20 protein-coding genes are annotated in these 23,764 nt (G+C 70.9%); 6 read left to right on the top strand and 14 right to left on the bottom strand.

Going from position 1 to position 23,764, the window contains the following annotated elements:
* The first annotated feature begins 29 nt into the window (after positions 1-29).
* The 4 genes from tal to pgl all read left to right on the top strand — a co-directional run bounded on the left by tal (position 30) and on the right by pgl (position 4,683).
* Positions 30-1,172 carry a transaldolase gene (gene tal, locus ACZ3YL_RS37200; protein ID WP_465661916.1) on the top strand — a complete coding sequence of 381 codons (1,143 nt, stop codon included), beginning with the start codon at positions 30-32 and terminating at the stop codon, positions 1,170-1,172.
* A gap of 63 nt (positions 1,173-1,235) precedes the next feature.
* Positions 1,236-2,792, top strand: a complete 1,557-nt coding sequence (gene zwf, locus ACZ3YL_RS37195) for a glucose-6-phosphate dehydrogenase (RefSeq protein ID WP_188308927.1) — start codon at positions 1,236-1,238, stop codon at positions 2,790-2,792.
* Positions 2,789-3,898 (top strand): glucose-6-phosphate dehydrogenase assembly protein OpcA, encoded by a 1,110-nt coding sequence (gene opcA, locus ACZ3YL_RS37190; protein ID WP_465661914.1) that lies wholly within the window; start codon positions 2,789-2,791, stop codon positions 3,896-3,898. The genes zwf and opcA overlap by 4 nt, the downstream gene beginning before the upstream one ends.
* Positions 3,895-4,683 (top strand): 6-phosphogluconolactonase, encoded by a 789-nt coding sequence (gene pgl, locus ACZ3YL_RS37185; RefSeq protein WP_465661912.1) that lies wholly within the window; start codon positions 3,895-3,897, stop codon positions 4,681-4,683. The genes opcA and pgl overlap by 4 nt, the downstream gene beginning before the upstream one ends.
* A gap of 97 nt (positions 4,684-4,780) precedes the next feature.
* Here the strand turns inward: pgl and ACZ3YL_RS37180 are convergent, their stop codons facing one another.
* The 11 genes from ACZ3YL_RS37180 to uvrA form a co-directional block, all read right to left on the bottom strand.
* On the bottom strand, positions 4,781-5,116 hold the full coding sequence (locus ACZ3YL_RS37180; protein ID WP_184938344.1) for an RNA polymerase-binding protein RbpA: 336 nt from the start codon (positions 5,114-5,116) through the stop codon (positions 4,781-4,783).
* A gap of 157 nt (positions 5,117-5,273) precedes the next feature.
* Positions 5,274-5,510: a preprotein translocase subunit SecG gene (secG, locus tag ACZ3YL_RS37175; protein ID WP_188308906.1), complete on the bottom strand. Its 237-nt coding sequence runs from the start codon at positions 5,508-5,510 to the stop codon at positions 5,274-5,276.
* 86 nt (positions 5,511-5,596) lie between these two features.
* Complete coding sequence (gene tpiA, locus ACZ3YL_RS37170) at positions 5,597-6,382, bottom strand: triose-phosphate isomerase (protein WP_188308907.1); 786 nt, start codon at positions 6,380-6,382, stop codon at positions 5,597-5,599.
* Between the two features lie 4 nt (positions 6,383-6,386).
* A complete protein-coding gene (locus tag ACZ3YL_RS37165) occupies positions 6,387-7,589 on the bottom strand; it encodes a phosphoglycerate kinase (RefSeq protein ID WP_188308908.1) in 1,203 nt (400 codons plus the stop codon).
* A 151-nt stretch (positions 7,590-7,740) separates the two neighbouring features.
* Positions 7,741-8,748, bottom strand: coding sequence for a type I glyceraldehyde-3-phosphate dehydrogenase (gene gap, locus ACZ3YL_RS37160; protein WP_188308909.1), 1,008 nt, complete (start codon positions 8,746-8,748; stop codon positions 7,741-7,743).
* A gap of 335 nt (positions 8,749-9,083) precedes the next feature.
* Positions 9,084-10,064, bottom strand: coding sequence for a DNA-binding protein WhiA (gene whiA / locus ACZ3YL_RS37155; RefSeq protein WP_188308910.1), 981 nt, complete (start codon positions 10,062-10,064; stop codon positions 9,084-9,086).
* Positions 10,055-11,140 carry a gluconeogenesis factor YvcK family protein gene (locus ACZ3YL_RS37150; protein WP_188308928.1) on the bottom strand — a complete coding sequence of 362 codons (1,086 nt, stop codon included), beginning with the start codon at positions 11,138-11,140 and terminating at the stop codon, positions 10,055-10,057. The genes whiA and ACZ3YL_RS37150 overlap by 10 nt, the downstream gene beginning before the upstream one ends.
* Before the next feature lie 64 nt (positions 11,141-11,204).
* On the bottom strand, positions 11,205-12,089 hold the full coding sequence (rapZ, locus tag ACZ3YL_RS37145; RefSeq protein WP_317621418.1) for an RNase adapter RapZ: 885 nt from the start codon (positions 12,087-12,089) through the stop codon (positions 11,205-11,207).
* Positions 12,090-12,207: 118 nt separating this feature from the next.
* Complete coding sequence (uvrC, locus tag ACZ3YL_RS37140; protein ID WP_465661909.1) at positions 12,208-14,247, bottom strand: excinuclease ABC subunit UvrC; 2,040 nt, start codon at positions 14,245-14,247, stop codon at positions 12,208-12,210.
* A gap of 66 nt (positions 14,248-14,313) precedes the next feature.
* Positions 14,314-14,757, bottom strand: coding sequence for a Rieske (2Fe-2S) protein (locus ACZ3YL_RS37135; protein WP_465661907.1), 444 nt, complete (start codon positions 14,755-14,757; stop codon positions 14,314-14,316).
* A gap of 104 nt (positions 14,758-14,861) precedes the next feature.
* The gene (uvrA, locus tag ACZ3YL_RS37130; protein WP_465661905.1) at positions 14,862-17,804 is read right to left on the bottom strand and encodes an excinuclease ABC subunit UvrA; all 2,943 of its coding nucleotides are present in this window, start codon (positions 17,802-17,804) and stop codon (positions 14,862-14,864) included.
* Positions 17,805-18,072: 268 nt separating this feature from the next.
* Here uvrA and ACZ3YL_RS37125 point away from each other — a divergent pair, with 268 nt between their 5' ends.
* Both ACZ3YL_RS37125 and ACZ3YL_RS37120 read left to right on the top strand, forming a co-directional pair.
* Entirely contained in the window at positions 18,073-18,807 is a 735-nt protein-coding gene (locus ACZ3YL_RS37125) for a maleylpyruvate isomerase family mycothiol-dependent enzyme (protein ID WP_188308913.1), read from the top strand.
* 57 nt (positions 18,808-18,864) lie between these two features.
* Positions 18,865-19,518, top strand: a complete 654-nt coding sequence (locus tag ACZ3YL_RS37120; protein ID WP_465661903.1) for an MBL fold metallo-hydrolase — start codon at positions 18,865-18,867, stop codon at positions 19,516-19,518.
* 70 nt (positions 19,519-19,588) lie between these two features.
* Here ACZ3YL_RS37120 and ACZ3YL_RS37115 read toward each other — a convergent pair whose 3' ends face one another.
* The 3 genes from ACZ3YL_RS37115 to uvrB all read right to left on the bottom strand — a co-directional run bounded on the left by ACZ3YL_RS37115 (position 19,589) and on the right by uvrB (position 23,720).
* Positions 19,589-20,599, bottom strand: coding sequence for a TerC family protein (locus ACZ3YL_RS37115; RefSeq protein ID WP_188308915.1), 1,011 nt, complete (start codon positions 20,597-20,599; stop codon positions 19,589-19,591).
* 199 nt (positions 20,600-20,798) lie between these two features.
* Positions 20,799-21,377, bottom strand: a complete 579-nt coding sequence (locus ACZ3YL_RS37110) for a TerD family protein (RefSeq protein ID WP_188308916.1) — start codon at positions 21,375-21,377, stop codon at positions 20,799-20,801.
* Positions 21,378-21,623: 246 nt separating this feature from the next.
* On the bottom strand, positions 21,624-23,720 hold the full coding sequence (gene uvrB, locus ACZ3YL_RS37105) for an excinuclease ABC subunit UvrB (RefSeq protein WP_188308917.1): 2,097 nt from the start codon (positions 23,718-23,720) through the stop codon (positions 21,624-21,626).
* Positions 23,721-23,764 lie beyond the last annotated feature (44 nt).

Genomic DNA, 23,764 nt, shown 5'->3' with positions numbered 1-23,764 from the left:
GAAGCAGAAGAACAAGGGACTGAAGCACCATGACTGACGCACTGAAGCGCCTCAGCGACGAAGGCGTTGCGATCTGGCTGGACGACCTCAGCCGCAAGCGGCTGAACTCCGGCAACCTGGCCGAGCTGGTGCAGAACAAGCACGTGGTGGGTGTCACCACCAACCCGACCATCTTCCAGAAGGCCATCGCCGGCAGCGGCGACAGCTCCTACGACAGCCAGCTGCGCGACCTCGCGGTCCGCAAGGTCACCACCGACGAGGCGATCCGCATGATCACCACCTCGGACGTGCGCGACGCCGCGGACGTGCTGCGCCCGGTCTACGACGCCTCCAACGGCCGCGACGGCCGGGTCTCCATCGAGGTCGACCCGCGCCTGGCGCACGAGACCGCCCCGACGGTGGCCGAGGCCAAGCAGCTGTGGTGGCTGGTCGACCGTCCGAACGTCCTGATCAAGATCCCCGCCACCAAGGCCGGCCTGCCCGCCATCGCCGAGGTCATCGGCCTGGGCATCAGCGTCAACGTCACGCTGATCTTCTCCCTGGACCGCTACAGGGCCGTCATCGACGCCTACCTGACCGGCCTGGAGACCGCCAAGGCCAAGGGCCTGGACCTCTCCCAGATCGAGTCGGTCGCCTCCTTCTTCGTGTCCCGCGTGGACACCGAGATCGACAAGCGCCTGGACAAGATCGGCGGCGACGCCCGGAACCTGCGTTCCAAGGCCGCCCTGGCCAACGCCCGCCTCGCCTACCAGGCGTACGAGGAGGTCTTCGGCAGCGTCGACGGCAAGACCGCCGGCAACGCCCGCTGGAAGGCCCTGGAGGCCGCCGGCGCCAAGCCGCAGCGCCCGCTGTGGGCCTCCACCGGCGTCAAGGACCCGGCCCTGCCGGACACCCTGTACGTCACCGAGCTGGTCGCCCCCGGCACCGTCAACACCATGCCCGAGGCCACCCTGGACGCCACCGGCGACCACGGCGTGATCACCGGCAACACCATCGTCCCCAACTACGCCGACGCCAAGGCCGTCCTGGACGCCATCGCGGCCGCCGGCGTGGACTACGACGACGTCGTCCAGGTGCTGGAGGACGAGGGCGTGGAGAAGTTCGAGCAGTCCTGGCAGGAACTGCTCGACACCGTCACCGCCTCGCTGGCCTCCTTCGCCAACGAGAAGTGACCCCCGCTCACACAGCCAGCGCACGAAAGCGGAGCACACCAAGTGAGCACTGATTTCCCCGAGTTGACGTCGGAATCGGACGCGGACGACCTCCCGCCCGCTCCGGTCAACCCGCTTCGTGACCCCTCCGACCGGCGGCTCCCGCGCATCGCGGGGCCGTCCGGCCTGGTCATCTTCGGGGTCACCGGCGACCTGTCCCGCAAGAAGCTGATGCCGGCCATCTACGACCTGGCCAACCGGGGTCTGCTGCCGCCGGGCTTCTCCCTGGTGGGCTTCGCCCGCCGCGAGTGGGAGGACGAGGACTTCGCCAAGGAGGTCCACGACGCGGTCAAGGAGCACGCCCGGACCCCGTTCCGTGAGGAGGTCTGGCAGCAGCTCGCCAAGGGCATGCGCTTCGTCCAGGGCACCTTCGACGACGACGAGGCCTTCGACAAGCTCCGCGAGACCATCGAGGAGCTGGACAAGGCCCAGGGCACCGGCGGCAACTTCGCCTTCTACCTGTCCGTCCCGCCGAAGTTCTTCCCGACCGTCGTCCAGCAGCTCAAGAAGCACGGCCTGGCCGACCCGCCGCAGGGCTCCTGGCGCCGCGCCGTCATCGAGAAGCCCTTCGGCCACGACCTGGAGAGCGCCCAGGAGCTCAACAAGGTCGTCCACGAGGTCTTCCCGCGCGACGAGGTCTTCCGGATCGACCACTACCTGGGCAAGGAGACGGTCCAGAACATCCTGGCGCTGCGCTTCGCCAACCAGATGTTCGAGCCGATCTGGAACCGGTCGTACGTCGACCACGTGCAGATCACCATGGCCGAGGACATCGGCATCGGCGGCCGGGCCGGCTACTACGACGGCATCGGCTCCGCCCGTGACGTCATCCAGAACCACCTGCTGCAGCTGATGGCGCTCACCGCCATCGAGGAGCCGGCGTCCTTCCACCCGAAGGCGCTGGTGGCCGAGAAGCTCAAGGTGCTCAGCGCCGTCAAGCTCCCGGCCGACCTCGGCCGGCACACCGTGCGCGGCCAGTACGCGGCCGGCTGGCAGGGCGGCGAGGAGGTGGCCGGCTACCTGGACGAGGACGGCATCGACCCGGACTCCAAGACCGACACCTACGCGGCGATCAAGCTGGAGATCAACAACCGCCGCTGGGCGGGTGTCCCGTTCTACCTGCGCACCGGCAAGCGGCTGGGCCGCCGGGTCACCGAGATCGCGGTGGTCTTCCAGCGCGCCCCGTACCTGCCGTTCGACTCCTACGCGACCGAGGAGCTGGGGCAGAACGCCCTGGTCATCCGGGTCCAGCCGGACGAGGGCGTGACGGTGCGGTTCGGCTCCAAGGTGCCGGGCACCTCCTTCGAGGTCCGGGACGTCACGATGGACTTCGCCTACGGCGAGTCCTTCACCGAGTCCAGCCCGGAGGCGTACGAGCGGCTCATCCTCGATGTGCTGCTCGGCGACGCCAACCTGTTCCCGCGTCACCAGGAGGTCGAGCTCTCCTGGCAGATCCTCGACCCGATCGAGAAGTACTGGGACGCCCACGGCAAGCCCGCCCAGTACCCGGCGGGCACCTGGGGCCCGTCCGAGGCGGACGAGATGCTCGCACGAGACGGCAGGAGCTGGCGCCGGCCATGAAGATCGACCTCACCAACACGACCTCCAGCAAGATCAACGCCCAGCTGATGGAGGCGCGCCGGGCCAGCGGCTCCACCGCCGCCGGCATGGTGCTCACCCTGGTGATCGTGACCGACGAGGGCAGCGCGTACGACGCCCTCAAGGCCGCCAACGAGGCCTCCCGTGAGCATCCGATGCGCACCCTCGCGGTGATCAAGCGCGCCGGCCGCTCGCCCCGGGCCCGTGCCGAGACCCGGCTGGACGCCGAGATCCTGGTCGGCTCGGACGCCGGCTCCGGAGAAACGGTCATCCTGCGCATGCACGGCGAACTCGCCTTGCACGCCCAGTCGGTGGTCCTGCCGCTGCTGCTGCCGGACGCCCCGACCGTGGTCTGGTGGCCGGACAACGCGCCGCAGCACCCGGCGCAGGACCCGCTGGGCGCGCTCGCCCAGCGCCGGATCACCGACGCCGTCACCGCCGAGTCCCCGGTCGGTCAGCTCGCCCAGCGGGCCGAGAGCTACACCCCGGGCGACACCGACCTGGCCTGGACCCGGATCACCGGCTGGCGCTCGATGCTGGCCGCCGCGCTGGACCAGCGGCCGTCCGCCATCACCTCGGTGATGGTCGAGGGCGAGTCCTACAACCCCAGCGTCGAACTGCTCGGCCTGTGGCTGCTCAACCGGCTGCACGTGCCGGTCGAGCGGGTCGTCACCGGCGGCCCCGGCATCACCGCGGTGCACCTGCGCACCACCGGCGGGGACATCACCCTGGACCGCCCGGACGGCCTGATGGGCACGCTCTCCATGCCCGGCTCGCCGGACCGCCAGGTGGCGCTCAAGCGGCGCGAGACCGCGGAGTTGATCGCCGAGGAGCTGCGCCGGCTGGACCCGGACGACATCTACTCGACGGCCGTGCGCACGCCCGTCGAGCGGCTGCGCGAGCACGCCGAGTCCGGCCCGGCGGCCGACCCGGCGCTGGCCGATCCGGCCGCGGCCGATTCGGTCGGCGAGGCGGCGGCCGCGGCCGCCGACGCCGCGGTGGCCAATGCGACCCGGGTGACCGCCGACGCGGAGAAGCCGACCGCGAGGAAGGCCGCGGGCAAGCGCGCCGCCAAGGGCAGCGCATGACCGCCGCGACCCCGCAGCTGGTCGTCCACCGGGACAAGGAGCTGATGGCCCAGGCGGCCGCGGCCCGGCTGATCACCCGGATCGTGGACGCCCAGGCCGCCCGCGGCTCCGCCTCGGTGGTGCTCACCGGCGGCCGTAACGGCAACGCCCTGCTGGCCGCGATCGCCGCCTCCCCGGCGCGCGACGCGGTCGATTGGGGCCGGCTGGACCTCTGGTGGGGCGACGAGCGCTTCGTCTCCGCCGCCGATCCGGACCGCAACGCCGTCCAGGCCCGCGCCGAGCTGCTGGACGCCGTTCCGCTCGACCCGGCGCGGGTGCACGAGATGCCCGCCTCGGACGGCGTGGACGGCTCGGACGTGGAGGCGGCCGCCGCCCGTTACGCGCAGGAGCTGGCGAAGGCCGCCGGACCGGGCGACCGGTTCGGCGTCCCGGCCTTCGACGTGCTGCTGCTCGGCGTCGGCCCGGACACCCACGTGGCCTCGCTCTTCCCGGAGCACCCGGGCGTGCGGGAGACCGAGCTGACCGTGATCGGCGTGCGCGGGGCCCCCAAGCCCCCGCCGACCCGGATCTCGCTCACCCTCCCGGCGATCCGGGCGGCCCGTGAGGTCTGGCTGCTGGCCGCCGGCGAGGACAAGGCGGGCGCGGTCGCGCTGGCCCTGTCCGGCCCCGGCGAGCTGCAGGCCCCGGCCTCCGGCGCGTACGGCCGCAGCCGCACCCTGTGGCTGCTGGACCGCGCCGCCGCCGAGCGGATCCCGCCGCAGCTGTACCCGCCGGCCTCGGCGTAACAGCGGGAACGCCGAAGGGCGCCGCCGTCACTCGACGGTGGCGCCCTTTGTCGTCAGTCCGTTCGGCGCTCGGCTCGCCCCGGATCTCGCTCGTGCGTCAGATCTCGCCGCGCAGCTTGGCCAGCGCCTCGGCGAGGATCGCCTCGCCGTCGGCGTCGGTGCGCCGCTCCCGGACGTAGGCGAGGTGGGTCTTGTACGGCTCGTTGCGCGAGGGTGCGGGCGGGTTGTCCTCGTCCTGGCCGGCCGGAAAGCCGCAGCGCGGGCAGTCCCAGGTGTCCGGGATGACGGCCTCGGCGGCGAAGCTGGGCCGGGTCTCGTGCTTGTTGGCACACCAGAAGGAGATCCGGTTGCGCGGAGCGGACTCACCGCGCTCCGCCTCCCCCATCGGGCCTGCCCCGACCCTGCTGCCACGGATGGCGTTGCCACTTGCCACGGTCTGACTCCCTGCGTGCTGTTGCGCCGACCCGCCGCGGTGCGCGTCGGTGGCGAAAGTCGTCCTAGTGTAAGCAGGACTTAAGCTTCCGCCACCATCGCCTCCGCCCCCGACCGTCCCAGGATAGGCGCTCGGGCGACGGGGCGTCAGGGTTGCGTCAGCTCTTGTACTTCATGACCAGGCTCAGCACGATGATGCAGGCGAACCAGCCCACGCCGACCACGATGGTGATGCGGTCCAGGTTGCGCTCGGCCACCGCCGAACCGCCGCCGGTGGACATCGCGCCACCGCCGAACATGTCGGAAAGACCGCCGCCCTTCCCCTTGTGCAGAAGCACCAAGAGGATCATCAGCGCACTGAAGATGATCAGGGCAATCGAGAACCCGAGAACCACGACGGGACCAACTCTCTCGTATCTTCGCGAAGGGGCCGGGCCGCGTACGGCGGTCCGGCCCCAAAGCCTACGTTGCTGCGGCGGCGTTAGCCTACTGCCTGCTCACGGTAGCGCACGATCTTGACGAACTCGTCGGCGTCCAGCGAGGCACCGCCGATCAGGCCGCCGTCGATGTCGGGCTTGGCCATCAGACCGGCCGCGCTCGACGACTTGACCGAACCGCCGTACAGCACACGGACCTTGTCGGCCAGCTCGGCGGAGTACAGCTCGGCGAGCCGCCCGCGGATGGCGGCGCAGACCTCCTGCGCGTCCTCCGGGGTGGCCACCTCGCCGGTGCCGATCGCCCAGACCGGCTCGTAGGCGACCACGATCGACTCGGCCTGGTCCGCCGGGACGCCCTCCAGGGCGCCGTCCAGCTGGGCCAGGGTGTGCTCGACGTGGGTGCCGGCCTTGCGGATCTCCAGCGGCTCGCCGATGCACAGGATCGGGGTGACCCCGGCCCGGTAGGCGGCCTTGACCTTGGCGTTGACGATCTCCTCGTTCTCGCCGTGGTACTGGCGGCGCTCCGAGTGGCCGATCACCGCGTAGGTGCACTGGAGCTTGGCCAGCATCGGGCCGGAGACCTCGCCCGTGTAGGCGCCGCCGTCGTGCTGGGAGATGTCCTGCGAGCCGTACTTGATCTTCAGCTTGTCGCCGAAGACCAGGGTCTGCACCGAACGCAGGTCGGTGAACGGCACCAGGACGGCGACCTCGACGGCCTCGTAGTCCTTGTCGGCCAGCGCGAACGCCAGCTTCTGGGTGTGCTGGATGGCCTCGAGGTGGTTGAGGTTCATCTTCCAGTTGCCCGCCATCAGCGGGAGACGCTCAGTCATGCTTTCAGCCTTCCAGGGCGGCGAGACCGGGGAGGGTCTTGCCCTCCAGGTACTCGAGGCTCGCGCCACCGCCGGTCGAGATGTGCCCGAACTTCGTCTCGTCGAAGCCCAGGATGCGGACGGCCGCGGCGGAGTCGCCGCCACCGACCACGGTGAACGCGTCGCTGTCGACCAGGGCCTGCGCGACGGCCTTGGTGCCGTTCGCGTAGTCCGGGTGCTCGAAGACGCCCATCGGGCCGTTCCAGAACACGGTGCCAGCGTCGGCCAGCTTCGCCGCGTACAGCTCGCGGGTCTTCGGGCCGATGTCCAGGCCCTCCTGGTCGGCGGGGATCCTGTCCGCGTCGACGGTCTGGAAGGTGGCCGGGGTCTTGCCCTTGAGGTCCGGGAAGTCGGCCGAGACCAGGACGTCCTTCGGCAGGACGAACTCGACGCCCCGCTTCTCGGCCCGGTCCAGGTACTCCAGGACGGTCGGGATCTGGTCCTCCTGCAGCAGCGAGATGCCGACCTCGTGGCCCTGGGCCTTGAGGAAGGTGTACGCCATGCCGCCGCCGATCAGGATCCGGTCGGCCTTCTCCAGCAGGTTGTCGATCACGCCGAGCTTGTCGGACACCTTGGCGCCGCCGAGCACGACGACGTACGGGCGGGCGACGTCCTCGGTGAGCTTCTTCAGCACGCCGACCTCGGTGGCGATCAGGTCGCCGGCGGCGTGCGGCAGCAGGCCCGGCAGGTCGTACACCGAGGCGTGCTTGCGGTGCACGGCGCCGAAGCCGTCGCCGACGTACAGGTCGGCCAGGGCGGCCAGCTGCTCGGCGAAGGCCTTGCGCTCGGCGTCGTCCTTGCTGGTCTCACCGGCGTTGAAGCGCAGGTTCTCCAGCAGCGCGACCTCGCCGCCGGCCAGCGCGGCCACGGCGGCCGTGGCGGAGTCGCCCACGGTGTCGGTGGCGAAGGCGACGTCCCGGCCGAGGATCTCGCCGAGGCGGACGGCGACCGGGGCGAGCGAGAACTGCGGGTCCGGCGCGCCCTTGGGGCGGCCGAGGTGGGAGGCGACGACGACCTTGGCGCCGCGCTCGACGAGCTTGGCGATGGTCGGGGCGACGGCGCGGATCCGGCCGTCGTCGGTGATCCGGCCGTCCGACAGCGGGACGTTCAGGTCAGCGCGTACGAAGACGCGCTTGCCGGCGACGTCCAGGTCTTCGATGGTCTTCACGGGTTCTTCGGTCTCCTGGCGAGATGGTTGATGCGCAGAGGCGGCACGGCGCAGGGGCCGCCTGAGAAGTCCTTGTACGCAGAGCGAGGGCCCGGTCGGCTCGTTTCGCCGTCCGGGCCCTCGCCCCTACATCACGTCAGCTCCCACCGCGTCAGAGCTGGCCACCGACGAGGGTGACCAGGTCGACGACGCGGTTCGAGTAGCCCCACTCGTTGTCGTACCAGCCGAGCACCTTGACCTGGTTGCCCTGGACCATGGTGAGCTGGCTGTCGAAGATGCAGGAGGCCGGGTCGTTGACGATGTCCGAGGAGACGATCGGGTCCTCCGTGTAGGCCAGGATGCCCTTGAGCGGGCCCTCCTGCGCGGCCTTCTGGAAGGCCGCGTTGACCTCGTCCTTGGTGACCTCGCGCTCCAGGGTGACGACCAGGTCGGTGATCGAGCCGGTCGGGACCGGGACGCGCAGCGAGGTGCCGTCCAGCTTGCCCTTCAGCTCCGGCAGGACCAGGGCGGTCGCCTTGGCGGCACCGGTCGAGGTCGGGATGATGTTCTGCGAGGCCGCACGAGCACGGCGCAGGTCCTTGTGCGGGAAGTCCAGGGTCACCTGGTCGTTGGTGAACGCGTGGACGGTGGTCATCAGACCCTTGACGATGCCGAAGCTCTCGTTCAGCACCTTCGCCATCGGCGCCACGCAGTTGGTGGTGCAGGAGGCGTTGGAGATGATGTGGTGGTTGGCGGCGTCGTACTTCTCGTCGTTGACACCCAGGACGATGGTGACGTCCTCGTCGGTGGCGGGCGCCGAGATGATGACCTTCTTCGCGCCGGCGGCGAGGTGCTTCTTCGCGGCCTCGGCCTTGGTGAAGATGCCGGTGGACTCGACGACGATGTCGGCGCCCAGGGCGGCCCACGGCAGGTTGGCCGGGTCACGCTCGGCGGTCACCTTGAAGGTGTGGCCGTCGACGGTGATGCTGTCCTCGGTGTGCGAGACCTCGCCCGGGAAGGTGCCCAGGGTGGTGTCGTACTTCAGCAGGTGAGCCAGGGTCTTCGTGTCGGTGAGGTCGTTGACACCGACGATCTCGATGTCCGCGCCCTGGGCCTTGACGGCGCGGAAGAAGTTGCGGCCGATGCGGCCGAAGCCGTTGATGCCTACCCGGATCGTCACGAACCGATCTCCTCGTTAGGTACGCCGGCGCTGAGCCGACGGGGATGAGATTTGGGAAGTCCCCGACCGCCTACGACCCTACCCCTCCGGACCCTGGGAGGGCACATCGCGCCACCTGGCAAGACGTGGCGTGGCGTGATTCCGGGCCCTCCGTCCTTGCCCGCCGGGGCCGTTGGTCCTGGTCAAGTGGTCTTGACCAATTTCGGCTCCCGGCGCGGGCCCGGACACGACGACGGCCGGTGCCCGGAATCCGGACACCGGCCGCTGTTGCCCACCCACTCGCCGCCGGGCCGCTCGGACCTTCGACTCGGGGCGGGCGCGCCCTGCGGAACAGATCAGTTGAGCGCCATCTCGTCGGTCAGGTTGGCCTCGGTGCTCGGCAGGCCGAGCTCGGCGGCCCGCTTGTCGGCCATCGCCAGCAGGCGGCGGATCCGGCCGGCCACCGCGTCCTTGGTCAGCGGCGGGTCGGCGAGCGCGCCCAGCTCCTCCAGCGAGGCCTGCTTGTGCTGCATCCGCAGCTGGCCGGCCGCGGCCAGGTGCTCGGGCACCTCCTCGCCGAGGATCTCCAGCGCGCGCTGCACCCGGGCACCGGCCGCCACCGCGGCACGGGCCGAGCGGCGCAGGTTGGCGTCGTCGAAGTTGGCGAGCCGGTTGGCGGTGGCCCGGACCTCGCGCCGCATCCGGCGCTCCTCCCAGGCGAGCACCGACTCGTGGGCGCCGAGCCGGGTCAGCAGCGCGCCGATGGCGTCGCCGTCGCGGATGACCACCCGGTCCACCCCGCGCACCTCGCGGGCCTTGGCCGGGATGCCGAGCCGGCGGGCCGCGCCGACCAGCGCCAGCGCCGCCTCGGAACCGGGGCAGGTGATCTCCAGCGAGGAGGAGCGGCCCGGCTCGGTGAGCGAGCCGTGGGCGAGGAAGGCCCCGCGCCAGGCCGCCTCGGCATCGCAGGTGGCGCCGGAGACGACCGCCGGGGGCAGGCCCCGGATCGGCCGGCCGCGGCCGTCCACGAGACCGGTCTGGCGTGCCAGCAGCTCGCCGTCCTTGACCACCCGGACGACGAAGCGGCTGCCGCGCCGCAGCCCGCCGGGGGCCATCACCACGAGGTCGGAGGAGTGCCCGAAGATCTCCAGCAGGTCCTTGCGCAGCCGCCGTGCCGCCGCCCCGGTGTCCAGCTCTGCCTCGATCACGATGCGGCCGCTCACGATGTGCAGTCCGCCCGCGAACCGCAGGATCGCCGACACCTCCGCCTTGCGACAGCAGGCCCGGGTGACCGGGAGCCGGCTGATCTCGTCCTTCACCGCTGGAGTCATCGCCATGGCCCGATCCTTCCATGTGTCCGGAAAATCCGGTCGTACGCGGCTGCCAACAGCTCCGGGTCGTGTCGCGGGGTGCCGTCGGTGCGGGCCACCGTACCGAGCACCAGAGCCGCGCCCATCCGCTCGGCGGCCTTCTCCAGACCGGCCAGGTCCGCCTGGCCGAAGGCACCGCCGGTGACGGCGCGCTCGTCCACCAGGATCGCATCGACGGCGAGGTCGGGAGCGTGGTCGGCGATGACCTCCAGGTGACGCTGCGGGGTGAAGCCCTCGGTCTCGCCGGGCTGCGGGGCCAGGTTCAGGGTGAGCAGGCGGCGGGCGCGGGTCTCGACCAGCGCCTTGGCCAGCTCGGGCACCAGCAGGTGCGGCAGCACGCTGGTGAACCAGGAGCCGGGGCCGAGCACCACCCAGTCCGCCTCCCGGACGGCGGTGACCGCCTCCGGGACAGCGGGCGGCCCGTCCGGCAGCAGCCGGATCGACTGCACGGTGCCGGGGGTGACCGCGACGCTGGCCTGGCCGCGGACGGCCGAGACCTCGGCCGGGCGGTCCGGGTCGTGGCCGCGCACGGCGGCCTCGATGTCCAGCGGCACCGCCGACATCGGCAGCACCCGCCCCTGGACGTTCAGCAGCCGGCCGACCCAGTCCAGCGCCGCCACCGGGTCGCCGAGCTTCTCCCAGAGGGCGACGATCAGCAGGTTGCCGACCGCGTGGCCGCCCAGCTCGCCGTTGCCGGTGAAGCGCTGCTGGATCACCTCTGACCAGGTGCGGCCCCAGTCGTCGTCGCCGCACAGCGCGGCCAGCGCCTTGCGCAGGTCCCCGGGCGGCAGGACGCCCAGCTCCTCGCGCAGCCGCCCGCTGGAGCCGCCGTCGTCGGCGACGGTGACCACCGCGGTGAGGTCGCTGGTGAGCCGGCGCAGCGCCGACAGCGAGGCGGACAGGCCCTGGCCGCCGCCCAGCGCGGTGATCCTAGGGGCCGGATTGGCCCGGGCGGGACTGCTCCGCAGACGGTTCGGCGAGGGGCTGCCCGCCCGTTCGCCGGTCCTGCTCTGCGGCTGCCGCCCGGGCACGTATCCCGCCACAATCACCTCGCGTTCCTCTGACCCGCCACCGGCTCCGCCGGCGGCCCGGCAGGGAAGGCGGCGGTTACTCCCGTCCCATGTCACGGTGGACGAGCACCGTCTCGACTCCGTCGGCGATGAGACGCTTGGTCAGACGCTCGGACATGGCGACGCTACGGTGCTTGCCACCGGTGCAGCCTACGGCAAGCGTCATGTAGCGCTTCCCCTCCCGTCGGTACCCCTCGGTGATGATGCGCAGCAGCTGGGCGTAACCGTCCAGGAACTCGTTGGCGCCGGGCTGCTGGAACACGTAGTCGGCGACGTCCGCGTCGGTGCCGGTACGGGCCCGCAGCTCGGGCACCCAGTGCGGGTTGGGCAGGAAGCGGCAGTCCACCACGAGGTCGGCGTCGACCGGCAGGCCGTACTTGAAGCCGAAGGACATCACGGTGGCGCGCAGCTCGGGCTCGTCGTGGTCGGCGAACTGGGCGTCCAGCTTGGCGCGCAGCTGGTGCACGTTGAGGTTGGAGGTGTCGATCACCAGGTCGGCCTCGCCGCGCAGGTCGCGCAGCAGGTCGCGCTCCTGGGCGATGCCGTCCACGATCCGGCCGTCGGCCTGCAGCGGGTGCGGGCGGCGCACGCTCTCGAAGCGGCGGACCAGCGCGTCGTCGGAGGAGTCCAGGAAGACCACCTGGAGGCGGACGCCGCGCTTCTCCAGCTCGTCGAGCGAGGTGAGCAGGTCGTCGAAGAACTGCCGGCCGCGGACGTCCACGACCACGCCGATCCGGGCGACGTTGCCCTGGGAGCGGGCGCCCAGGTCGACCATGGTCGGGATCAGGGCCGGCGGCAGGTTGTCCACCACGAACCAGCCCAGGTCCTCCAGGCACTTCGCGGCGGTGGAACGGCCGGCTCCGGACATACCGGAGATGATCACCAGCTCCGGCGCGTTCTCGGCCACGTCTGACACGGTCACTTCGGTTCCCCGCTCTCGGTCTTTCTGCTGAGGAGAACGCGCACGGCACGGCCGCCCTTCCCCGTCCCGGACAGGCGGGCGGGGTCGGGGCGCGCCGACGGACGGGCGGCGTCGGCCGTCATGGCGTCTCCTGGGATGGTGCGGTCTGCGGTACTGCGGCCACCGGCTCGGCGGCCCCGTCGTCGATGATCTCGCCGGTCGCGGTGTTGACCGCGGGTGCGGCGGGTGTACGGGACGACAACGCCGCCGCAACAGTCTCCGCGGTGCGGCGCCCGATGCCGGGTACCGTGCAGATCTCGTCGACGGTGGCGGCCCGGAGCCTCTTCAGCGAGCCGAAGTGCTTGAGCAGCGCCCGGCGGCGAGTCTCTCCGAGGCCCGGGACGGAGTCCAGTTCCCCGGCGGTGAGTCGCTTGGAACGCTTGGCGCGCTGGTAGCCGATGGCGAAGCGGTGGGCCTCGTCGCGCACCCGCTGGAGCAGGTAGAGGCCCTCGCTGGAGCGGGGCAGCACGACCGGGTCGTCCTCGCCGGGCAGCCAGACCTCCTCCAGGCGCTTGGCCAGGCCGCACAGCGCGACATCGTCGATGCCCAGCTCCGTCAGGGCGCGCTGGGCGGCGGCGACCTGCGGCTGGCCGCCGTCGACCACCAGCAGCTGCGGCGGGTAGGCGAAGCGCTTGGGGCGGCCCTCCTCGTCGCGGGTGCCGGTGTCGGGCTCGTCCTCCTCCGGGACGGCCCACTCGCCGGTCTGCTCGCGCTCCTGGAGGTAGCGGCGGAAGCGCCGGCTGATCACCTCGTGCATCGAGCGGACGTCGTCCTGGCCCGCGAAGCCCTTGATCTGGAAGCGCCGGTACTCGCTCTTGCGGGCCAGGCCGTCCTCGAAGACGACCATCGAGGCGACCACGTCCTCGCCCTGGAGGTGGGAGATGTCGTAGCACTCGATGCGCAGCGGGACGGAGTCCAGCTCCAGGGCGTCGGCGATCTCCTGCAGGGCGCGGCTGCGGGTGGTGAGGTCGGAGGCGCGCTTGGTCTTGTGCAGCGCCAGCGCCTGCTGGGCGTTGCGCTGCACGGTGGCCATCAGGTCCTTCTTGTCGCCGCGCTGCGGGACGCGCAGGTCGACCTGGCTGCCGCGCAGCCCGCTGAGCCACTCCCGGACGGGGGCGGCCGGTTCGGGCAGGGCGGGGACGAGCACCTCGCGCGGGACGGACTCGTTGCGCTCCTCGGAGGCGGCGCCGCCGTAGAGCTGCTGGAGGGCGTGCTCGACCAGGCCGGCGGTGTCGACGTCCTCGACCTTGTCGGTGACCCAGCCGCGCTGGCCGCGCACCCGGCCGCCGCGGACGTGGAAGATCTGGACGGCGGCCTCGAGTTCGTCCTCGGCGAGGGCCAGCAGGTCGGCGTCGGTGGCGTCGGCGAGCACGATGGCGTTCTTCTCCATCGCGCGCTTGAGGGCGCCGATGTCGTCCCGCAGCCGGGCCGCCTTCTCGTACTCCAGGTCGGCGGCGGCCTCCTGCATCTGGTCTTCCAGCCGGCGCAGGTAGTTGCCGGTGCGCCCGGCCATGAAGTCGCAGAAGTCCTCGGCCAGCGCCCGGTGTTCGTCCGCCGAGACCTTGCCGACGCAGGGTGCGGCGCACTTGCCGATGTAGCCGAGCAGGCAGGGGCGGCCGACCTGCCGGGCGCGCTTGAAGACGCCGTTGGAGCAGGTGCGGACGGGGAAGACGCGCAGCAGCAGGTCGACCGTCTCGCGGATCGCCCAGGCGTGCCCGTACGGGCCGAAGTAGCGCACGCCCTTCTTGTGCGCCCCGCGCATCACCTGCACCCTCGGGTACTCCTCGTCGAGGGTGACGGCGAGTTCCGGATAGCTCTTGTCGTCGCGGTACTTGACGTTGAACCGGGGGTCGTACTCCTTGATCCAGGAGTACTCCAGCTGGAGCGCCTCGACCTCGGTGGCGACCACGGTCCACTCCACCGAGGCGGCGGTGGTGACCATGGTCGCGGTGCGCGGGTGCAGTCCGGCGAGGTCCTGGAAGTAGGACGACAGCCGCGGCCGCAGGCTCTTGGCCTTGCCGACGTAGATGACCCGGCCGTGGGCGTCACGGAACTTGTAGACGCCCGGGGAGGTCGGGATCGCGCCCGGCGCCGGGCGGTAGGTGCTCGGGTCAGCCATGGGTCCACCGTACCGAGTGCGGTCGGGGCCGTGGGGAGGAGATCGATCGGGAGGCGCTCAACTGCTTCAGCTCGGGGTCACCTTGAGGTTCCCGCCCTCGACCGTGACGGTGTAGGCGGGCAGCGGACTGGGGGCCGGGCCGTCCTGCACCGCGCCGTCGGCGATGGCGAAGCGGCTGCCGTGGCAGGGGCACTGGATCTGCTGGTTCTTGACCTGGTCGACGATGCAGCCGGCGTGGGTGCACTTGGCGCTGAACGCCTTGTACTGGCCGGCGGTCGGCTGGGTCACCACGATCTTCTGCTCGCGGAACACCGTGCCGCCGCCCTCCGGCACGGCCGAGGCCGGGCCGAGGTCCACCGGGCCCTTGGGGGCGGCGCTGTTGGAGTTGCTGGAGCCGGCCGAGGAGGCGCAGCCGGTGACCGCCACGGTGCCGCCGGCCGCCAGCACGGCCGCGGCGCCGCAGAGCAGGGTGCGGCGGGAGGTGGCGGGGCTCTCGGGGGCCTCGGACATCGGTGCGCTCCTACGGTTGTTGCTGCTGCGAGGGACCACGGAAGTCTATGCCGCACGCGCCCCGCCGCTCCCGGGACGTCCTGGGAGCGGCGGGGCGGTCGGGGTCACTTCTTCGCCGCGACGGCCCGCTTGCTCGGGGCCTTCTTGGCGGCCGCCTTCTTGGCCGGTGCCTTCCTGGCGGGCGCCGGGACCGGGGCGTCCGCGAAGTCGCCCGGCAGGATGTCCCGGAGGAACTTGCCGGTGTGGCTCTCCGGGACGGCCGCGATCTGCTCGGGGGTGCCCTCGGCGACCACCATGCCACCGCCGGAGCCGCCCTCGGGGCCCATGTCGACGACCCAGTCGGCGGTCTTGATCACGTCGAGGTTGTGCTCGATCACGATCACCGTGTTGCCCTTGTCGACCAGCCCGCTGAGCACCGTGATCAGCTTGCTGATGTCCTCGAAGTGCAGGCCGGTGGTGGGCTCGTCCAGCACGTAGACCGTCCGCCCGGTGGAGCGCTTCTGCAGCTCGGAGGCGAGCTTGACGCGCTGCGCCTCGCCGCCGGAGAGCGTCGGCGCGGACTGGCCGAGCCGGACGTAGCCGAGGCCGACGTCGTTGAGCGTCCGCAGGTGGCGGGCGATCGCCGGGACGGCCTCGAAGAAGGACAGCGCCTCCTCGATCGGCATGTCCAGCACCTCGGCGATGGACTTGCCCTTGTAGTGCACCTCCAGCGTCTCCCGGTTGTACCGGGCGCCGTGGCAGACCTCGCACGGCACGTAGACGTCCGGCAGGAAGTTCATCTCGATCTTGATGGTGCCGTCACCGGTGCAGTTCTCGCAGCGGCCGCCCTTGACGTTGAACGAGAACCGGCCGGGCAGGTAGCCCCGGACCTTGGCCTCCTGGGTCTCCGCGAAGAGCCGTCGGACGTGGTCGAACACCCCGGTGTAGGTGGCCGGGTTGGACCGCGGGGTGCGGCCGATCGGCGACTGGTCGACGTGCACCACCTTGTCCACCAGGTCGGTGCCGGTGATCCGGGTGTGCCGGCCGGGCACGCTGCGGGCGCCGTTCAGCTCCCGGGCGAGGTGGGTGTAGAGGATGTCGTTGACCAGCGTCGACTTCCCGGAGCCGGAGACCCCGGTGATCGCGGTGAGCGTCCCGAGCGGGAAGCCGACCGTGACGTCCTTGAGGTTGTGCTCGCGGGCGCCGTGGACGGTCAGCTGGCGCTTCTTGTCCCGGTCGCGGCGGCCCGCCGGGATCGGGATGGACCGCTTGCCGGAGAGGTACTGGCCGGTCAGCGACTCCTTGTTGGTCAGCAGCTGCTTCAGCGAACCGGAGTGCACCACTTTGCCGCCGTGCTCGCCGGCGCCCGGGCCGATGTCCACCACCCAGTCCGCGGTCTTGATGGTGTCCTCGTCGTGCTCGACCACGATCAGGGTGTTGCCGATGTCGCGCAGCCGCACCAGCGTCTCGATCAGCCGGTGGTTGTCCCGCTGGTGCAGGCCGATGGACGGCTCGTCCAGCACGTACAGCACGCCGACCAGGCCGGAGCCGATCTGGGTGGCCAGCCGGATGCGCTGGGCCTCGCCGCCGGACAGGGTGCCGGCCGCACGGTCCAGCGACAGGTAGTCCAGGCCGACGTCGACCAGGAAGCGCAGCCGCTCGTTGACCTCCTTGAGGACCCGCTCGGCGATCTGCTTGTCCCGGTCGTTGAGCTTCATCGCGCCCAGGAACTCGGCGCAGTCGCTGATCGACATCGACGAGACGTCGGCGATCGACTTCTCCTCGACGGTGACCGCGAGCACCACCGGCTTGAGCCGGGTGCCCTGGCAGGTCGGGCAGGGCACCTCGCGCATGTAGCCCTCGAAGCGCTCGCGGCTGCTGTCGCTCTCCGCCTCGGTGTGCCGGCGCTGGATGAACGGGACGGCGCCCTCGAAGCCGGTGCTGTACGAGCGCTCGCGGCCGAAGCGGTTGCGGTAGCGGACCTGCACCTGGTGCTTGTGCCCGTACAGCAGCGCCTTCTTGGCGCGGGCGGGCAGCCCGGCCCAGGGGAGGTCGGTGCGGAAGCCCAGCTCCTCGGCCAGCGCGTCGATCAGGCGCTGGAAGTACTCCTTGGCGTGCCCGGCCGACCAGGGGTGGATCGCGCCCTCGTCGAGCGAGCGCTCGACGTCCGGCACGACCAGCTCCGGGTCGACCTCCATCCGGTTGCCCAGGCCCGAGCAGTCCGGGCAGGCGCCGAACGGCGAGTTGAAGGAGAACGAGCGCGGCTCCAGCTCCTCGAACGACACGTCGTCGTACGGGCAGTAGAGGTGCTCGGAGTACATCCGCTCGCGCTCCGGGTCGTCCTCCGGGAGGTCGACGAAGTCGAGCACGACCATGCCGCCGGAGAGCCGCAGGGCCGTCTCCACCGAGTCGGTGAGCCGGCGCTTGGCGCTCTCCTTGACGGTCAGGCGGTCGATGACCACCTCGACGGTGTGCTTCTCCTGCTTCTTGAGCTTCGGCGGCTCGGCGAGCTGGATCGTCTCGCCGTCGACCCGGGCGCGCGAGTAGCCCTTGGACTGGAGGTCGGCGAACAGGTCGACGAACTCGCCCTTGCGCTCGCGCACCACCGGGCTGAGCACCTGGAACCGGGTGCCCTCGGCCAGCTCCAGCACCTTGTCGACGATCGCCTGCGGCGACTGCTTGGCGATCGGGCGGCCGCAGTGCGGGCAGTGCGGCTTGCCGATCCGGGCGAACAGCAGGCGCAGGTAGTCGTAGACCTCGGTGATCGTGCCGACGGTCGAACGGGGGTTGCGGTTGGTGGACTTCTGGTCGATCGAGACGGCCGGGGAGAGGCCTTCGATGAAGTCCACGTCGGGCTTGTCCATCTGCCCGAGGAACTGGCGGGCGTACGAGGACAACGACTCGACGTAGCGGCGCTGGCCCTCGGCGAAGATCGTGTCGAAGGCGAGCGAGGACTTGCCGGAGCCGGAGAGGCCCGTGAAGACGATGAGGGAGTCGCGGGGCAGGTCGAGCGAGACGTTCTTGAGGTTGTGCTCGCGAGCACCGCGGACGATGAGGCGGTCGGCCACTGCTTCTGGCGCCTTTCTCCGGACGAGAGGGCTTGCGGTGTGTGGGGTGTTCTTCTTCCAGGATGCGGCAGCCAGCCTATAGCTCAGACGTTCGAATCTCGACTTTGTCCAGCGGAGTCCACCCGAACGAGTGAGAGCGCCCGCCGGACCGTCCGTACCCGGACCGAAAAAGGCCCTGCTCAGGGCTCGGATTCGGCGGTAGCGTCGACGGGTCAACGAGCGAGGCCCGCTCCGGGCAACGCGCCGCCCCGTACAGAAGGCAGATTCGATGACCGACCCGCAGTCCGCAGCCGCCCACGCCGCCGAGCGGCTCGCCCTGGTGGCGGACAGCACCCGGGAGCTGTTGCAGACCGTCGCCGAGCTCAAGCCGGAGGCCGTCACCGAGCCCTCCGCGCTCCCCGGCTGGACCCGCGGCCACGTCCTGACCCACATCGCCCGCAACGCCGACTCCCTGGTCAACCTGCTGACCGGCGCCCGCACCGGCACCGACATCCCGCAGTACGCCAGCGAGAACGCCCGCGAGGAGGACATCCAGGAGGGCGCCGGCCGCCCGCTGGACGAGCAGCTCGCCGACCTGCGCGAGTCCGACGAGCGCTTCCTCGCCGCGGCCGCGCTGATGACCGACGAGGACTGGGCCGCCGAGGTGCGGCACCGCTCGGGCGCGGTCTTCCCGGCCTGGGAGCTCGTCTGGAAGCGCCTCGGCGAGCTCGAGTACCACGCGGTCGACCTGGACGGCGGCTACACCCCCGCCCGCTGGCCGGAGGCCTTCGCGGTCGTCGAGTTCCGCAAGCTCGTCGCCAAGCTGGCCGGCGCCGACCTGCCCGCCGTCGAGCTGGTCACCGAGGACACCGGGGACCGCGGCCTGATCGGCACCGGCGAGCCCGCCCTGACCGTCCAGGGCCCCGTCCGCGCCCTCCTCGCCTGGCTCTCCGGCCGCTCCGACGGCGCCGACCTGAAGCGCACCCCCGACACCGCGCTCCCCCAGCTTCCCCCGCTGGGCTGACGGCGCGAGGATGATCCTGAACCCTGTAGCAACCGGACCCGGACGAGGAGCGGACGGATGACGTACCACGGAGCGGTCAAGGTCGGCGGGCCGCCGGACGTGCGGGAGCTGGCCCACCTGATCATCACCAAGGTGGCCGTCGGCCCGTACGACAACAACGCCTACCTGCTGCGCTGCCGGGCCACCGACGAGCAGCTGCTGATCGACGCGGCCGCCGACGCCCCGGCGCTGCTGGAGACGGTCGGGGACGAGCTCGCGACCGTGGTCACCACCCACCGGCACCACGACCACTGGGGGGCGCTGGCCGAGGTGGTCGCCACCACCGGCGCCCGCACCGCCGCCGGGGAGCACGACGCCGAGGGCATCGACGTGCCCACCGAGCTGCGGCTCGCGGACGGCGACACGCTGCGGGTCGGGGAGGTCGGGCTCACCGTCCGGCACCTGGTCGGGCACACCCCGGGCGCGATCGTGCTGGTCTACGACGACCCCCAGGGCCACCCGCACGTGTTCACCGGCGACTGCCTCTTCCCGGGCGGCGTCGGCAACACCTGGGGCGACCCGGAGGCCTTCAAGACCCTCTTCCGGGACGTCACCGAGAAGATCTTCGACGTCCTGCCCGACGAGGCCTGGGTCTACCCCGGCCACGGCAACGACACCACCCTCGGCGCGGAGCGCCCGCACCTCGACGAGTGGCGCGAGCGGGGCTGGTAGCGCGCCCGGACGCGCGGGGGCCCCGCGACGCGGTCTGCGTCGCGGGGCCCCCGCGCGGTCGTCGGACGGCTCAGGCGTCCAGCTTCTCGGGCTCCCGCCGCTCGGCCTGCTCGGTCTGCTCGGCCTGCTCGGCGCGCTCGGCCTTCTTCGAGGCCATCAGGCTGGTCACCGTCGTCACGGCCAGCACCACCACGATGAAGCCCAGCGAGAACGGGATGCCGATCTCCGGGACGTGCGCGCCGGCCTCGTGGGCGGCGTGCAGCACCAGCTTCACGCCGATGAAGCCGAGGATCACCGAGAGGCCGTAGCTCAGGTGGACCAGCTTCTTCAGCAGCCCGCCGATCAGGAAGTACAGCTGGCGCAGGCCCATCAGGGCGAAGGCGTTGGCGGTGAAGACGATGTACGGGTCCTGGGTCAGGCCGAAGATGGCCGGGATCGAGTCCAGGGCGAACAGCACGTCCGTGGTGCCGATCGCCAGCATGACGATCAGCATCGGGGTGATCAGCCGGCGGCCGTTCTCCACCACGAACAGCTTGGTGCCGCGGTAGTCGTCGGTGGACGGGAAGCGCCGGGTGATCGACTTGAGCAGCCGGTTCTCCTCGAACTCCTCCTCTTCCTCGTCGGCCCTGGCTTCCTTGATCAGCTTCCAGGCGGTCCAGATCAGGAAGGCGCCGAAGAGGAAGAACACCCAGGAGAACTGGGTGACCAGCGCGGCACCGCCGGCGATGAACCCCGCCCGCAGCACCAGCGCGATGATCACACCGAACATCAGCACGCGCTGCTGGTAGATCTTCGGCACCGCGAACTTGCCCATGATCAGGATGAACACGAAGAGGTTGTCGACGCTGAGCGACTTCTCGGTGATGTAGCCGGCGAAGAACTCACCCGCCGGCCGCCCGCCGGAGTGCCACCAGAGGAAACCGCCGAAGAGCAGGGCCAGCACGACCCAGACGACCGTCCAGATCCCGGCCTCCTTGATCGAGACCTCGTGCGGCTTGCGCCCTCCGATGAAGAAGTCCGCCGCGATCAGTGCGATCAGCACACCGATCGTGGTGGCCCACATGGTTACGGAAACGTCCATTACTGCTCCTCCGGCAGCTAGGCGAGACAGATCGTCACTGCCGGAGGTCTCTTCCGCCCACAGGCTCACCCGGGACCAGCGCCCCGGGGTGCCACGACGGGCACCCGTGATGACGGGGTCGGCTGTCGAGGAATACTCCCCTCCGCTGCCATCGAGAGTAACAGGGGAGGCAAGGAAAGGTAAAGAAGGTAAAGAACCGTCAGAGGAACGGCTCGATCGCCGGCAGCAGGTCCTGGAAGGTCCGCCCCTTCGCCGGGGCGCCGATCGCCTGCATCTCCCAGCCGCCGTTGCCGTCCCGGACCACCTTCGCCATGATCTGCCCGGTGTGCGGCCCGCCGCCCGCCAGCTCGTACCGGGCCAGCTCCAGCCCGGTGGTCTCGTCCACCAGCCGGCAGTGCGCCTGGCGCACCTCGGCGAAGGTCTGCCCGGTGTACGAGCTGACCGTGAACACCACCTGGGTGATGTGCGGCGGCACGTGCAGCAGGTCGACCAGGATCGCCTCGTCGTCCTCGTCGCCCGAGCCACCCTCCAGGTTGTCCCCGGTGTGCCACACCGAACCGTCGGTGGACTCCAGGTGCTGGAAGAACACCACGTCGGACGGGGTCCGCTCGGCGTACAGCAGCGCCGAGGCGTCCAGGTCGATCTTCCTGGTCCGGCTGCCGAACAGGCCCCGCTTCGGGGCGGCCTGCCAGCCCAGCCCCATCCGCACCACGGTCAGGGTGGCGCCCGCCCCCTTCTGGAGGCTGACCCGCTGCCCCTTGGCCAGGTTCACCGACACGACGTTGTCCTCTCTGCCGGCCACGCGGTCGCTGCCGCACGGCTCCCCGGTGGAACACCCCGTCGCCGTCCCCCGGCTGAGGCCCCCTCTGCTGACGGCCCGCGACCCCGTCCCGAGGGCGCGATGCCGCAGGCCAGCCTAGGGCCTGCGGCACCCGCGACTCCTCCGGGTTACCCGGTTTGTGGCAAGGCTGAGACACCGCCGAGCTTGACCGGTGCCGAACCGGCCAAGCCCGGCGCCCCGCGATCAGGCCACACCGGCCTCGCGCATCTGCCGCAGCTCCTTCTTCAACTCCTTGACCTCGTCGCGCAGCCGGGCCGCCACCTCGAACTGCAGGTCGGCGGCGGCCGTGTGCATCCGGTCCGTCATCTCCTGGATCAGCTCGGCCAGCTCGGCGGCCGGCAGCGACTTGGCCGGCTTGCGCTCCGCGCCCAGCATCGGCACCGGGGCCTTGCCGCCCTTCTGGCCCGCCCCGCGGTAGCCGGTGGAGAGCAGCTCGTCGGTGTCCACGTCCTCCCGGGCCAGGGTGTCCAGGATGTCGCCGATCTTCTTCCGCAGCGGCTGCGGGTCGATCCCGTGCTCCTTGTTGTAGGCCTGCTGCACGGCCCGGCGGCGGTTGGTCTCGTCGATCGCCTTCTCCATCGACGGGGTGATCCGGTCCGCGTACATGTGCACCTGGCCGGAGACGTTACGGGCGGCACGGCCGATCGTCTGGATCAGCGACGTGCCGGAGCGCAGGAAGCCCTCCTTGTCCGCGTCCAGGATCGCCACCAGCGACACCTCGGGCAGGTCCAGGCCCTCGCGCAGCAGGTTGATGCCGACCAGCACGTCGTACCGGCCGGCCCGCAGCTCGCGCAGCAGCTCCACCCGGCGCAGGGTGTCCACGTCGCTGTGCAGGTACCGGACCCGGATGTCCAGGCCCAGCATGTAGTCGGTGAGGTCCTCGGCCATCTTCTTGGTCAGCGTGGTCACCAGGACGCGCTCGTCCCGCTCGACCCGCTGACGGACCTCGTGCACCAGGTCGTCGATCTGGCCCTCGGTCGGCTTGACGATCACCTCGGGGTCGATCAGACCGGTCGGGCGGATGATCTGCTCGACCTGCCCGTCACCGCGCGACAGCTCGTACGGGCCCGGCGTCGCCGACAGGTACACCGTCTGGCCGGTCCGCCCCAGGAACTCCTCCCACTTCAGCGGGCGGTTGTCCATCGCGGACGGCAGCCGGAAGCCGTGCTCCACCAGCGTGCGCTTGCGCGAGGCGTCGCCCTCGTACATCGCGCCGATCTGCGGCACGGTGACGTGCGACTCGTCGATGACCAGGAGGAAGTCCTCCGGGAAGTAGTCCAGCAGGGTGTTCGGCGCCGAGCCGGGCTCGCGGCCGTCGAAGTGCATCGAGTAGTTCTCGACGCCCGAGCAGGTGCCGATCTGGCGCAGCATCTCGATGTCGTAGGTGGTGCGCATCCGCAGCCGCTGGGCCTCCAGCAGCTTGCCCTGCTTCTCCAGCTTGCCGAGCGTCTGCTCCAGCTCCTGCTCGATGCCGGTGATCGCCCGCTCCATGCGCTCGGGGCCGGCCACGTAGTGCGAGGCGGGGAAGACGTAGATCTGCTCGTCCTGGCTGATGATCTCGCCGGTGAGCGGGTGCAGGGTGTAGAGCGACTCGATCTCGTCGCCGAACATCTCGATCCGGACGGCGAGCTCCTCGTAGACCGGGAAGATCTCGATGGTGTCGCCGCGGACCCGGAAGGTGCCGCGGGTGAAGGCCACGTCGTTGCGGGCGTACTGGATGTCCACGAAGCGGCGCAGCAGGACGTCGCGGTCGATCTCCTGGCCGACCTTGAGCGGAACCATCCGGTCCACGTACTCCTGCGGGGTGCCGAGGCCGTAGATGCAGGAGACGGAGGCGACCACGATCACGTCGCGGCGGGTGAGCAGCGAGTTGGTCGCCGAGTGCCGCAGCCGCTCGACCTCCTCGTTGATCGAGGAGTCCTTCTCGATGTAGGTGTCCGTCTGCGGGACGTACGCCTCGGGCTGGTAGTAGTCGTAGTACGAGACGAAGTACTCGACGGCGTTGTTGGGCAGCAGCTCGCGGAACTCGTTCGCCAGCTGGGCCGCCAGGGTCTTGTTCGGCGCCATCACCAGGGTGGGGCGCTGAAGCTTCTCGATCATCCAGGCCGTGGTGGCCGACTTGCCGGTGCCGGTGGCACCGAGCAGCACGACGTCCTTCTCCCCTCCCCTGATCCGCCGTTCCAGCTCGGCGATCGCCGCCGGCTGGTCACCGTTCGGCTGGAAAGGGCTGACGACCTCGAAGGGCGCCACGGACCGCTCAATACTCGTGATGGGACGCACGCCTCCACCGTACGACCCCCCACCGACAACCGACGCCGTTCCGG

This window comes from Kitasatospora sp. NPDC023176, from assembly GCF_055560495.1.
This window is presented reverse-complemented; position numbering and strand designations above follow the sequence as displayed.